This window comes from Chryseobacterium gotjawalense (assembly GCF_030012525.1).
Taxonomy (GTDB): Bacteria; Bacteroidota; Bacteroidia; order Flavobacteriales; family Weeksellaceae; genus Kaistella; species Kaistella gotjawalense.
In genome coordinates, this window is record NZ_CP124855.1 from 2,855,164 (window position 1) to 2,868,021 (window position 12,858).

A 12,858-nucleotide genomic window follows, 5' to 3' on the forward strand; every position below is an offset into this window, starting at 1 on the left:
AAATTTCACAAAAAATGACTTTAAAAATATACAACTCCCTTTCCGGCGAAAAAGAAATATTCACACCTATTCACGATAATAATGTCGGGATGTACGTTTGTGGACCGACCGTTTACAGCAATGTGCATTTGGGAAATGTACGGACCTTCATGTCTTTCGATTTTATTTACCGGTCTTTGGCTCATTTGGGTTACAAAGTTCGCTACGTTCGGAATATTACCGATGCAGGACATTTAACCGATGACGGAGATGTTGATAATGACCGTTTCGTCAAACAATCCCGTTTGGAAAAACTGGAGCCGATGGAAATTGTACAGAAATATACGGTCGATTTTCATAAAGTTTTAGAAGTGTTTAATCTTCTTCCTCCAACGATTGAGCCTACCGCAACCGGGCATATTTTAGAACAGATTGAATTGGCTCAGAAATTAATCGAGAAAGGATTTGCTTATGAAAGCAATGGCTCCGTTTATTTCGATGTTTTAGAATACAATAAACGCGGTTTAAATTACGGTGAACTTTCCCGTAGAAATATTGAAGAACTTTTTGCCAATACCAGAGATCTGGATGGTCAGAATGAAAAGAAAAACCCACAGGATTTTGCCCTTTGGAAAGCCGCTTCACCTGCCCATATTATGCGCTGGAACTCCCCTTGGGGCGAAGGTTTTCCCGGCTGGCATTTGGAATGTACCGCGATGTCAACCAAATATCTCGGTGAAAAATTCGATATTCACGGCGGCGGAATGGATTTGAAATTCCCGCACCACGAATGTGAAGTCGCGCAGGGAAAAGCATGCAACGGAACAGAACCGGTGAATTACTGGATGCACGCCAATATGCTGACCATGAACGGCCAAAGAATGAGTAAATCCACCGGAAATTATATTCTGCCTATGGAACTGGTTTCCGGCAAAAATGATTTCTTTGAAAAAGCTTTTCATCCTACGATTGTGCGTTTCAATTTTATGCAGGCGCATTACAGAAGTGTTTTAGATATTTCCAATGAAGCGATGGTTGCCAGTGAAAAAGGATTCCAGCGTTTAATGGAAGCCTTGAAAGTGCCTTCAAATAATGATTTTCCGACTACAGAGGTTTCAAGTTTTGATGTAAAAGCCTGGAAAGAAAAATGCTACGCTGCTTTAACTGACGATTTCAATTCGCCGATCCTGATTGCACATCTTTTTGAAGCCGTAAATTTCATCTTTAAATTAAAGGATGGAAAAGAAACCATTACCGAAAATGATTTGCAGGAATTAAAAACATTGATGAATGATTTTGTATTTGATGTTCTCGGTTTGCAGAATATCGAAGAAAACAATAATGAGAAATTAGACCAGACTTTACAGGTTTTAATCGACTTAAGAAATCAAGCCAGAAAATCCAAAAACTTTGACCTTTCTGACCAGATCCGCGATCGTTTGCTTGCAGAAGGAATTGAACTGAAAGACGGAAGAGAAGGAACGACTTATTCGATTTCGTAGGTAATTAATTTACCGCCATATTTAAATAGTAAACCTTTCGAAAATTCGGAAGGTTTTTTTCATTTGACAAATTTCATTTCCTTCATTTTTAATGATTTATAGCATGTTTACAAGTTGTTCTTGTAACTTAATGGTTTTCAGCCTGTAAGCTCTGTTTAAGAAAATCTATACAAACCTTTTTTAATCAGTAATTCAGCAAAAATTTCCTAAATTGCAGGCACTAAAGAATAATTTTCATGAAACTATATCTTAATATCAATTTCCGAACGAAAGTAGGTGAGAATCTGCAAGTTTGCGTTTCTGAACACGGAGCTGAAGAAAAAATTCATCCTTTACAATACACCGATAACGGAAACTGGTCTGCCGAACTGGATTATTTTTCAAAATCGATTTCCTATAAATATCAGTTGATCGATAATAAAGGGGTAATTCTGGATGAGGAATTTTCTTTGCATCACTTGAATTTCCCTCATAACTACGACGAGTTCGTTATTTGTGATTTCTGGAATGCTAAAAATTTCCCCGAGAATTACCTCAATAATAAAATCTTAAAAAATAAACTCCGCCACTTTAAAGCTGAAAAGATTTCCGTCTTAAAAAAACACACCCATCTTTTCCGTCTGGAAGCACCGGTTTATCATCCAAACTGGAAAGTAGTAATTCTTGGAAATTGCGAAGAACTTGGCAACTGGCAATATTTAAAGACCGTACCAATGTCGCAGACTGATTTCGGGATTTGGGAAGCGGCCGTGGATATTGAGCAAGATCAAATGATCCAGTACAAATATGGATTGATGGATACCGATTCCGGTGAAGTTTTCGATATCGAATATGGCGATAACCGTTGGGCACTGCCTAATACTGAAAAAAATGTCCTGCAGATTCAAGCGGATCATTTTTTCAAATTCAAATCCCATGAAATGTATCACGCAGCCGGCGTAGCAGTTCCGGTTTTTTCTTTAAGAACAGAAAACGGTTTCGGAGTTGGAGAATTTCCGGATCTGAAAAATCTGGCAGATTGGGCGAAGAAAACAAATCTGTCCATTTTGCAGATTTTGCCGATTAATGATACGACTGCCAATTATACCTGGACGGATTCTTATCCGTACGCTGCGATTTCGGTTTACGCACTTCATCCTCAATATTTGTCGGTTGAAAAATTGGAGTATCCTTTATCAAAGGATTTAGTTCAGGAATTTAAAGTTGAAAAAGAAGCTTTGAATGCTTTAAGTCTGATCGATTACGAGCAAATGATTTCCGGAAAATGGAAATACATTACCATTATTTTTGAAGCCAATAAAGAAGAAATTTTAAAAGACCGAAACTTTAAAAAGTTCATCAAAGAAAATGAAGAATGGTTGATTCCTTATGCGGCTTTTTGCGTTTTAAGAGATAAATATAAAACACCCAACTTTAATGACTGGAAAACGCATAGGAAATATATTGCAGGGAAAATCGCTCCTTTTTTCCTGCCAAAAAGCAAAGAGTATGAAACTTCGATGCTGCATTCGTGGGTGCAGTATCAACTTCATTTACAATTAAAAGATGCCATCGATTATACCCATGATTTAGGGATTTCTGTGAAAGGAGATTTGCCGATTGGAATTTACCGGTATTCGGTAGAAGCCTGGGCAGAACCGGAATTGTTCGGTATGGATTTTCAGGCCGGAGCACCGCCGGATCAGTTCACAGATTTAGGTCAAAACTGGGAATTTCCAACTTATAACTGGGAAGCGATGAAAGAAGATGGTTACCGCTGGTGGAAAAACCGTTTCAAAGCTTTGGAGCAATATTTCGATGCGATGCGGATTGATCATATTCTTGGTTTTTTCAGAATATGGAGGATGCCGATGAGCGCAACACAGGGAATTCTGGGCTATTTTTATCCAGCCGTTCCGGTAAAAACTGAAGAGTTTTCAGCAAGAGCAATTTCTTTTAATGAAGACCGATATTGCAAGCCATTTATCAACGATCAGATTCTGTGGGATTATTTTGGGGAAGAGAGAGACGGAATCCGGAACCGCTTTATGAACAGTCATTTCGACGGGACGTATAGTTTCAAAGAAGAGTTTGATACGCAACGGAAATTAGCAGATTATTTTAAAACAAATCCGTTGGGTTCGTCAGAAGAACGTTTGATTTCGCTGGCCGCGAATGTTCTGTTCTTAAAAGAGCAATTAAGTGAAAACGAAGTGGTTTATCACCCAAGATTTAATATTGAAAAAACAGAATCTTATCAATATTTAAACGAAGCCGAAAAAAGGAAAATTTCTGATTTATACGTCGATTATTTCTTCAAAAGGCAGGATGGTTTGTGGTATGAAAAAGCGATGGAAAAACTTCCGGTGATTTTGAATGCGACAGACATGTTGATTTGCGGTGAGGATTTAGGCTTGGTTCCAGAGTCAGTTCCTGTGGTAATGGACCGTTTGGGAATTACCGCTCTGAAAGTACAGAGAATGCCGTCGGATAATATTCCGTGGTACAATCCGAAAAACGCCGATTATATGAATGTGGTCACGGCGAGTTCCCACGACAGTTCTACGCTGCGCCAGTGGTGGCACGAAGATCAGGATTTAACGCAGAAATATTTTCACGAACAACTTGGTCAGTATGGGACAGCGCCCTGGAATTTGGAACCTCAGTTGGCAGAGATGATTATGAAGCAGCATCTTTTTAATAATGCCATGTTAGCGATTTTTCCAATTCAGGAGTTTTTGGCAACGGAAAAAGAGTTGACGAATCCAAATATGGACGAGGAGAGAATTAATAATCCCGCAGTCTTCCCACATTACTGGAGATACAGAATGCATTTGAAGGTAGAGGAACTTTTGAATCACGATAATTTTAATCAAAAAATTGCAGGTTGGATTGCGGAGACGAATCGAATTTAAAAAAAAACAGTTTTGAATTTTAGGCACTGGTAATCAGTGTTTTATATGAGAAGTTAGACTTAGGGTTTAACTTCTTTTTTGTTTTGCTATCCAAACAATATAACAGTGAAGAAATAGTTGTTTATTTTTTAATTTGACTCAGACTCAAAATAATGAAAACACTATGAATCAATGAGTTGGATGATTAATTTAATATAAAGATTTTTAATGAAAAAGATACTACTCGGTTTATCAGTGTTGATGATGGCATTGGTTTCCGCTCAGCATTATCCGGATACTTATTCAAATAGTAATTACGGTTCCGGTATTCATAATTATGGTGATAATGAAGATGAATATTATTTTCCTGATGATTATTATTATCAATATCCAGCCGATTATTATACCAGTGATTTGTATTATGATTATTATAATGACTATAGAAAAAGTATTTATGATGTAAACTGGAATAAGTTTTTTGCTGCGCACAGATTGTCACCTTGGCAAGTGCAACAAATTGTAATGTTGAATAACAGCTATCCTTCTTTCGCATCATGGAGTTCTTATTACCAATATAATCCAGACAGATGGTATTACGATCGATTTTATGCGATACAAAGAATTTTAGGGCCGAGCATTTTCGTTGTGTTCCAGAATAATTATTATCACGGTTACAATCCGGTGGTGTATTATCAGAATTATAACCGGAGACATTATGCGAGAAATGTTTACGTGGTTCCCCGATACCGAAATGTCAACATCAATCTTTATAAAGTGAACAGGGTTGCCTATCATCAAAGTAATCCGAGACAGAATATAGGTTTTCAGCCAACCCAAAGAGCGGCACAAATTGTTGCGCCGAACGGAACCAGAGATAATGGCTTTAGAAATGATGGAATTAACACTGGGAATAATATCAGAAATAATTCCATTAGACCTGAAAATAAAAATCAGGGGGATAATGTAATTAGAAATCAACAGGCTGATATTAGAAATAACAACGTAAGACCGGAATCGCAACCGCGACAAAATAATGGAGGTCTTCGAAACAATTCAGGTAACAGACAGGAAAGCCCAGGAAATGTTGCGCCTACCAGAAAGATGGAAAGTAATTCTGGAAATCGCAGAAATCAAAATACCGAATCCAGAACGCCAAGTTCAAGTTCAAGAAACTCGGGTCAGCGTTTTACAGCCCGATAATTTTAGATTTTAATGTTAATAATGATGGAGAGCAGTTTTGAAAGAAACTGCTCTTTTTCATACCACCTGTTTTTGTGGCACAGTTATGGAGGTTCATGAACAATATAAACCAATCAATATGAAAAAGTTAATCACCGTTTTAAGTTTAGGCGCTTTTGCTTTAGGTTATTCTCAATCTGCATCTTACAGCGATTACCAGCGAAGTATTACCGATGTAAATTGGGAGACTGTCGCAGCCAACTTATTATTAAACCCACAGCAAAAATCAGATTTGTTTTCGTTAAACAATCAGTATACCGACTACAATTCCTGGAATAATAAGTATGGGAATAATCCAGACCAGTGGAGGACAGATCGGTATTCATCTATTCAAAGAATAATGGGGCAGGATAAATATGTGAAATTTAAAAATAAGTATTACAAAGGACAAAACCCTGTTGCAGTTTATAACAGGAACAAAAACAATCATAAAAAAGCTCAGGTAAAAAAATACAGCAATATTAAGAACAATAAAGAGCTGCGATTTACAAATGAGCACAATCCTAATCGGACCTATAAATATAAAAACGGCAAACAATCGCACGGAAAAGCAAATGTAAACCATCATAATAACGGAAATAAACACGGAAAAGGTCATAAATAATTTAGTTACGACTGGCAAAAAAAACTGGGGAGCAAATATTTTGTTCTCCTTTTTTATTGAGTGGTTTTCTTAACAAAAGTTTATGATTTTTCAGTTTAACTATCTGTTAAAAACCATATCAAAACCATGTATAGCAACAAACCAATAAAGTATTATACTATGAAAAAATTTATTTTAAGTGCAGCCTTTTTAGCAATAGGAACATTTGCAATGGCGCAACAAACAGAAAAAATGAAGCAAATGGACCCTGTGAAAATGGAACAGAAAAGAGCAGAACACCTGAAAAAAATGCAGTCAGAATTAAATCTTTCTGATGCTCAGGTCTCTAAAATCAAAGCCTTACAGGATAAGAAAATGGCTGAACGAATGAAGAATGCTCCACAAATGCAGGCGGAAAGAAAAGCCAAAATGGAGAAGATGAACGTAATGAGAGCGCAGCACGAAGCGGAAATGAAACAGATTTTAACGCCGGAACAATACCAAAAATGGCAAGCCAATAAAAAACAAAAAATGCAGCATGAAGGAAAAATGATGAAAGGGAAAAGAATGATGGAAATGCAGAAAGCGAAATAACTGGTTCATAATTTTATTTTTTAATGTTAGGCGGAACACATGTTCCGCTTTTTTAATGTTCAATTTTTAATTATATTTGTTTAAATTGAATTTATGATGATCAGTACAAAAATAGCAGACTTGCTCAATGACCAAATTACCAACGAGCAGTACGCCGCACAATATTATTTATCAATGTCTGCTTGGTTTTCTGCCAGAGATTTAGATGGGATTGCCAATTATTTCCGTATTCAGAGTAAAGAAGAGTTATTGCACGCCGACAAAATGTTTGATTACCTAAACGATGTAGGTGCCGAAATCAGAATGGGTGCAATTGAACAGCCTCCTTATGAATTTGAAAACGCAACCGATATATTTGTAAAAGCTTTGGAACACGAAAAAATAGTAACCAAAAGTATTTTTAATATTTTAAAAAATGCCAATGATGAAGGCGATTTTGCAACCGTATCTTTCCTGCAATGGTTTGTTACCGAACAGGTAGAAGAAGAGGCTAATGCTTCTCAATTGGTAACGAAAATCAAAATGGTTTGCGAAAACCCATCTGCTTTGTATCTTTTCGATCAGGAATTAGCTCAGCGCGTTTTGGCTCCTTTATCAGCGAATTAATCGATTTTTTAGAATATATTTTCTACCATGAATACACCTGTCTCGCTAAAGAGACAGGTTTTTTTATTAGACATAAACGATTTGCGATTCGATTACCTTTTTTCCGAGTTTTTCCAAAACCAACTGATATTCATCGAGCTGCAGTTGATGTTTTTCCTGCTCGTCACCGGTTTTAAAATCAATGATGATAAACCCGTTTCCGGTATCAATCAATCGGTCCGGCCGGTATACGGTTGAAGTCCCGTTTTCCGAAATCATAATATCTTTTTCATTAATGACGGTTTGATTCTCTTTGAAATATTTTGAGTAATTTTCATGAGTAATGATATTGAAAATCCGATCATTGATTTGCGATTTTTCTTCATCGGTAATCGTTCCTTCCAGAAGATAGCTTTCCAATACTTTTTCCACATCTTTTGCCGTATTAATTTGAGCTAAAACCTCATGCGTGAAAATTCCCATTCTTACTTTTTCAACCCTGTTTTGGTAGTTTTTCGTGGGTGTTGCAATCTTAATCGCATCCGGATATTTCTCTTTTTCGGTCGTAAGATGAATGGCTTTTGTTGTAAATTCCGCATTTTTTTTCTCCGTTTTCTTGCTCAGATTTTCATCCGAAACAGGATATAAATCAAATGAGGAAGTGTGTTCTCCGGCCTCGTCTCTGGGGATTTTACCTTCCAGAAACTCGTAAATCTCTAAATGGTTGGCCGATTTATTAGGTTGTTCGATATAGAAAAAAAGTTGTTCTGCCGCTCTGGTGGTCGCCACATATTGTAAACAGAATTGATCAATTTTCTCCTGATAAGAATTTTCATAATTAAAGTCTGCGATTTCAGAATCATAAATTTCGAGCGACGAATCGAAGAAATTCACATTCACAGAATTGAGCTGCTCCTCGGAACTGGTACCAAACCAATAGCTGCTTTTTTTAGAACCTGCCGCATTTTTCATCGGTAACAGAACAACCGGGAATTCCAGACCTTTTGATTTGTGAATGGTCATAATTTGAACCGCATCGACGTTTTCAGAAGCCTGAATCGTTTTACTGTTCGCTTCTTCATTCCAATACTTCAAAAACTCTTTTAAGGTAGAACCCGCATTTTGAGAATACCCATAAAGCATTTCTAAATAATTGAAAAGAAAATCGGTTTCTTTGTCTTTTACTGAAAATTCATGTAAGAAATGTTCAATGAAATTATACAGATTCAGTTGCAGCAAATCCTTTGACTGAAGTTGAAGACCGTATTTTTCTGCAATCAGGACTTCCATTTTTGATTTCGTTTTCAAAGCCAATATTTCCATGATTTCATTGCTGAAATCCTCCATTTCTATTCGTCCTAAAACCTTTAAGTAATAAAGCATTTTCACGACAAACTGAAAGTTTTTTGGATTTTCTTCCCATTTTAAAAACTCAGTTAATGCTAATAAAGTCAGCGATAAATTCAAAGTTAATCCTGATTCTGAAATCGTTTTGATGTAAACTTCTTCACCTTTATAGTTCACTTTTAAATTCCCTAATAATTGAGAAAAAGTGAAAATGTCAAAATTTCCGCGGCAAAGAATCGTGATGTCTGAAAATCGGTAACCGTTCGCTAAACAGTTTTCAATATCATCGCGCATTTTTTCGGAGGCCTCTTCATAAAACAAAATTTTCTTACTGGCATTTTCGATAAGATTAATTCTTACCCGACCTTCCATATCGGATTTAGCCGCCTGCTGCGACCCGTTTCCGAAGATTTCCTGATGCTCTTCTTCAGTAAACTGCGACATATACTGATACAGTTGATTGTTGAAATCAACAATATTTTTTGCGCTCCGGTAATTGTTTTCCAGGTTTTCAACTTTCGCTTTAACGGGTGAGTTTTCTTTTTGATTAATGATATCCAGCATCAGTTGAGAATCGCCGCCACGAAAGCGATAAATGCTTTGTTTCGGATCGCCAACCAAGGTGAAACTCATGTGTTCCTGTGAAACAGCATGATCTCTTAACGGTAGAAAATTTTGCCATTGCAGTAAAGAAGTGTCCTGGAATTCGTCAAAGAAATAATGAGAAAATTTCGTCCCTATTTTTTCATAAATGAATGCAGTAGGTTCTTTCCGAAGATTTTCATGAATCATAATATTGAATTTCGACAGTAAAACCAAATCGTTTTCCTGCTCGATTTCGGCTAATTTGTCCTGAATATCTTTATTTACTTTTAAAGGTAAAAGCGCATTGAGAATTTTTTGTTTCTTTTCCGCTTCAACGTGATTGTTAATGATGTTTTTTCGGTGCTGTAAAAGGTGATCCAGAATTTCAAAAATTTCACTTTCTTTATGTTTGGATTTCGAAGAGGCTCCTTTTCGGATTTTCTCTTCTCTGCCAGTTTCCTGTTCTATAGTTTCATAGAGAAGCGGAATTTTTTTATGCAGGAATTTCTCGAAAAAACCGGCGATTCCGTTTTTTCCGTCAGCGAAATCACCAATTTCCAGGTCTTTTTCCTGTAGCAAAACCATTACTTCTTCGGCGATTTCCAGGGAGTTTTCCCTTAAGTATTTGATGCTTTTGCGCAGACTTATTTTCGTGTTTTCGTAAACTTCCCAATCAAAGTCTCTGTTTTCATTCAACTGGAAATAATGCTTGTCCTGCACGTATTCTTTTGCGGAATTATACAAAGTTTTGTTGAGGTCGATCCGGTCATTATTATCCAGGGTATAATTCACGAAATCCATAAATGCTTCAGAAATTTTATTTTCTTCACCGATATCTTCCAGCATTTTATCTACGGCTTCGATAAGAAACGGCTCCGCATTAATTTCCAGATTAAAGTTTTGCGCTAAACCCAGTTCCTGTGCGAAACTTCTCACCAGCTTCGAATTAAACTTATCAATCGTACCGATATTTAGGGTAGAGTAGTGGTGAAGAACGTAATCCAGCATTTTTTTGGAACGCTCGTGTAATTCTTTCAGCGGAATAGTAAAACCTTCATTTTTTAATTTCTCCTGAATATTGATGAGGTCGTTATTCGATTCATAAGTGTCCAGGGAAAACTTTTTCAACCAATCGATGATCCGGTGTTTCATTTCATTGGCTGCTTTATTGGTAAAAGTCAGTGCCAGAATATTTCTGATTTTATCTGCTTGAGAAGGATACTTTAAACAGATGGCTAACAGGTTCTGAACCAGCGCATAAGTCTTTCCGGAGCCTGCAGAGGCGTTGATTACTTTATAGTCGGGTTGCATCATTATATTTTATTGAGTTTAAAAATACTAAAATAATTTGTCAATTCGGAAAAAAATCTTACTTTTGCAGTCCAAAATGAGATGTAAATTATGTTAATAATCCCAGTAAAAGATGGTGAATCCATCGACAGAGCTTTAAAAAAGTACAAAAGAAAGTTTGACAAAACAGGAACTATCAGAGCTCTTAGAAGTCGTCAACAATTCAATAAGCCTTCTGTTGTGAAGAGAGCAGCTAATACCAAAGCAGCTTACAAACAAAGAAACTTAAGCATCGAAGAACAAGCTTAAAGAAACATTTCTTTCAGAAAATACCTCAATCACTTTTCAAATACTTATATTTGAAAAGTGATTTTTTGTTGGTTATAATATGATGACAGACCGGTTTTTAGAATATATTGAAGTAGAAAAACGATATTCGCCACATACGGTGACGAGTTACCGCAAAGATTTAACTGATTTCTCAGCTTTTCTGCTAAAGACAGAATCGCATCAGGATTTTACAAAAGTCGATAAAAAGGTCATTAAAAATTTCATGACAGAGATGAGTTTATCTGGGATTTCTAAACGGAGTATCAATAGAAAGCTCTCTTCTTTGCGGAGCTTTTTTCTCTTTCTGCTCAAGATAGAAGAAGTGAAAGTCTCGCCGCTTGAAAGTATTCAGTCCTTAAAATTTTTTGCCGAAAAACAAATTCCTTTTTCAGAAGAGGAAATGTCGGAATTGGAAGGAATTGAAGGGAAGCCAAAAGCCGGAAGTTTCCTGAAAGAACTGATTATTGAAACCTTGTACCAAACCGGTATGCGGAGAGCAGAATTAACAGGTCTTCTGTTTGATAATGTTGACTTTAGCAAAAAAGAAATCAAGGTAACCGGTAAAGGAAATAAGTCACGGATTATCCCTGTATCCGATAAACTTATTAAAGGTTTTGAACAGTATTTACCAACAAGAAAACCACTGAAAACGAGTGAGGAGTATTTTTTTGTAAGTAAAAAAGGAGAAAAACTCAATGATAAATTTGTCTATTCTGCTGTAAATTCCTACCTTGGTCTTGTTACTTCGAAGGCGAAAAAGAGCCCTCATATTTTACGGCACAGTTTTGCTACTCATGTTTTAGAAAATGGGGCTGAAATTTCTAAACTGAAAAAATTAATGGGACATTCGTCTTTAGCCTCAACCCAGGTTTATACCACAGCGAATATTGAACAACTAAAAAAAGTGTTTAACAATGCTCATCCTAGAGCGATAAAAAATGTAGATTATGAAAATTAAAGTTCAGTCAATGGGATTGACTCCACATGCACCACTTGAAGAGTATTTAGACAAGAAACTCAATAAGTTAGAAACTTTTTATGACAAGATCCATGGCTGCCAGGTTTTTCTGAAAGTGGAAAATACCGGAGGAAAAGATAATAAGACAGCAGAGATCAAACTGGAGGTTCCGGGCGATGATATTGTAGTTAAAAAGACTTCTGCTTCTTTTGAAGAGAGTATTGATCTTTGTGCTGATGCAGCTAAAAAACTGTTAATCAAGAAGAAAGAACTTGCTTAAATTTTTTTTCATAAAAAGCATCAAAAAACTTGTAGATTTAAAATAAACTACCTTATATTTGCACTCGCAAAAACAGATAAGAAGTTCTTTTAAAATCTACAAATTTTTTTTTAAAAAAAGTATCAAAATACTTGTGGATTTAAAATAAACTACCTTATATTTGCACTCGCAAAAACAGATAAGAAGTTCTTTAAAATATTTGCCTCCGTAGCTCAGCTGGCTAGAGCAGCTGATTTGTAATCAGCAGGTCGTGGGTTCGAGTCCCTCTGGAGGCTCATTGAAAAAAATAAAATTGGGGAGGTTCCAGAGTGGCCAAATGGATCAGACTGTAACTCTGCTGTCTTACGACTTCGTAGGTTCGAATCCTACCCTCCCCACATTTTTTTCTAATTTTATTTTGCGTAGTTGTAAATTTTATAGTAGATTTGCAAACCGTTTACCAACAGTTTTTGGAAACAAAAATGCGGAAGTAGCTCAGTTGGTAGAGCGTCAGCCTTCCAAGCTGAATGTCGCGAGTTCGACCCTCGTCTTCCGCTCTAAAAAATCACAACCAATACAGCGGCTTGTGATTTTTTTTTAAATTTTCGCCGACTTAGCTCAGGGGTAGAGCGTTTCCTTGGTAAGGAAGAGGTCGTGAGTTCAAATCTCATAGTTGGCTCTGTTTTAATCTCTCTTTTTTAAGGGAGATTTTTTTTTGCTTTTTTTTTCCTAAA

10 protein-coding genes and 4 tRNA genes are annotated in these 12,858 nt (G+C 36.4%); 13 read left to right on the top strand and 1 reads right to left on the bottom strand.

Annotated elements, in window-relative coordinates; translation table 11 throughout:
- Positions 1 to 14 precede the first annotated feature (14 nt).
- The 6 genes from cysS (at position 15) to QGN23_RS13095 (ending at position 7,376) form a co-directional block, all read left to right on the top strand.
- Positions 15 to 1,481 (top strand): cysteine--tRNA ligase, encoded by a 1,467-nt coding sequence (gene cysS, locus QGN23_RS13070; protein ID WP_282904696.1) that lies wholly within the window; start codon positions 15 to 17, stop codon positions 1,479 to 1,481.
- A gap of 236 nt (positions 1,482 to 1,717) precedes the next feature.
- Complete coding sequence (locus QGN23_RS13075) at positions 1,718 to 4,375, top strand: 4-alpha-glucanotransferase (protein WP_282904697.1); 2,658 nt, start codon at positions 1,718 to 1,720, stop codon at positions 4,373 to 4,375.
- Between the two features lie 207 nt (positions 4,376 to 4,582).
- Positions 4,583 to 5,554, top strand: a complete 972-nt coding sequence (locus QGN23_RS13080) for a hypothetical protein (protein ID WP_282904698.1) — start codon at positions 4,583 to 4,585, stop codon at positions 5,552 to 5,554.
- Positions 5,555 to 5,672: 118 nt separating this feature from the next.
- On the top strand, positions 5,673 to 6,197 hold the full coding sequence (locus tag QGN23_RS13085; RefSeq protein WP_282904699.1) for a hypothetical protein: 525 nt from the start codon (positions 5,673 to 5,675) through the stop codon (positions 6,195 to 6,197).
- A 159-nt stretch (positions 6,198 to 6,356) separates the two neighbouring features.
- Positions 6,357 to 6,770: a hypothetical protein gene (locus QGN23_RS13090; protein WP_282904700.1), complete on the top strand. Its 414-nt coding sequence runs from the start codon at positions 6,357 to 6,359 to the stop codon at positions 6,768 to 6,770.
- Positions 6,771 to 6,866: 96 nt separating this feature from the next.
- Entirely contained in the window at positions 6,867 to 7,376 is a 510-nt protein-coding gene (locus QGN23_RS13095; RefSeq protein ID WP_282906404.1) for a ferritin, read from the top strand.
- 66 nt (positions 7,377 to 7,442) lie between these two features.
- On the opposite strand, the gene QGN23_RS13100 is transcribed toward QGN23_RS13095, so the two are convergent.
- Complete coding sequence (locus QGN23_RS13100) at positions 7,443 to 10,601, bottom strand: UvrD-helicase domain-containing protein (RefSeq protein ID WP_396127328.1); 3,159 nt, start codon at positions 10,599 to 10,601, stop codon at positions 7,443 to 7,445.
- Between the two features lie 87 nt (positions 10,602 to 10,688).
- Between QGN23_RS13100 and rpsU the strand changes: the two genes are divergently transcribed.
- From rpsU to QGN23_RS13135, 7 genes are all read left to right on the top strand, one after another.
- On the top strand, positions 10,689 to 10,886 hold the full coding sequence (gene rpsU, locus QGN23_RS13105) for a 30S ribosomal protein S21 (protein WP_133439727.1): 198 nt from the start codon (positions 10,689 to 10,691) through the stop codon (positions 10,884 to 10,886).
- An 82-nt stretch (positions 10,887 to 10,968) separates the two neighbouring features.
- On the top strand, positions 10,969 to 11,865 hold the full coding sequence (locus tag QGN23_RS13110) for a tyrosine-type recombinase/integrase (protein ID WP_282906406.1): 897 nt from the start codon (positions 10,969 to 10,971) through the stop codon (positions 11,863 to 11,865).
- Positions 11,855 to 12,145 carry an HPF/RaiA family ribosome-associated protein gene (locus QGN23_RS13115; RefSeq protein ID WP_133439728.1) on the top strand — a complete coding sequence of 97 codons (291 nt, stop codon included), beginning with the start codon at positions 11,855 to 11,857 and terminating at the stop codon, positions 12,143 to 12,145. The genes QGN23_RS13110 and QGN23_RS13115 overlap by 11 nt, the downstream gene beginning before the upstream one ends.
- A gap of 201 nt (positions 12,146 to 12,346) precedes the next feature.
- Positions 12,347 to 12,420, top strand: a tRNA-Thr gene (locus QGN23_RS13120).
- A gap of 19 nt (positions 12,421 to 12,439) precedes the next feature.
- Positions 12,440 to 12,522, top strand: a tRNA-Tyr gene (locus tag QGN23_RS13125).
- Between the two features lie 86 nt (positions 12,523 to 12,608).
- Positions 12,609 to 12,681: transfer RNA gene (locus tag QGN23_RS13130), tRNA-Gly, on the top strand.
- A 50-nt stretch (positions 12,682 to 12,731) separates the two neighbouring features.
- Positions 12,732 to 12,803, top strand: a tRNA-Thr gene (locus QGN23_RS13135).
- Positions 12,804 to 12,858 lie beyond the last annotated feature (55 nt).

Bases quoted from the DNA above. Each gene is read 5' to 3' on its own strand.
- rpsU (WP_133439727.1), top strand. From the start codon at position 10,689: ATGTTAATAATCCCAGTAAAAGATGGTGAATCCATCGACAGAGCTTTA.
- cysS (WP_282904696.1), top strand. From the start codon at position 15: ATGACTTTAAAAATATACAACTCCCTTTCCGGCGAAAAAGAAATATTC.
- QGN23_RS13095 (WP_282906404.1), top strand. From the start codon at position 6,867: ATGATCAGTACAAAAATAGCAGACTTGCTCAATGACCAAATTACCAAC.
- QGN23_RS13080 (WP_282904698.1), top strand. From the start codon at position 4,583: ATGAAAAAGATACTACTCGGTTTATCAGTGTTGATGATGGCATTGGTT.
- QGN23_RS13075 (WP_282904697.1), top strand. From the start codon at position 1,718: ATGAAACTATATCTTAATATCAATTTCCGAACGAAAGTAGGTGAGAAT.
- QGN23_RS13110 (WP_282906406.1), top strand. From the start codon at position 10,969: ATGACAGACCGGTTTTTAGAATATATTGAAGTAGAAAAACGATATTCG.
- QGN23_RS13100 (WP_396127328.1), bottom strand. From the start codon at position 10,601: ATGATGCAACCCGACTATAAAGTAATCAACGCCTCTGCAGGCTCCGGA.
- QGN23_RS13085 (WP_282904699.1), top strand. From the start codon at position 5,673: ATGAAAAAGTTAATCACCGTTTTAAGTTTAGGCGCTTTTGCTTTAGGT.
- QGN23_RS13115 (WP_133439728.1), top strand. From the start codon at position 11,855: ATGAAAATTAAAGTTCAGTCAATGGGATTGACTCCACATGCACCACTT.
- QGN23_RS13090 (WP_282904700.1), top strand. From the start codon at position 6,357: ATGAAAAAATTTATTTTAAGTGCAGCCTTTTTAGCAATAGGAACATTT.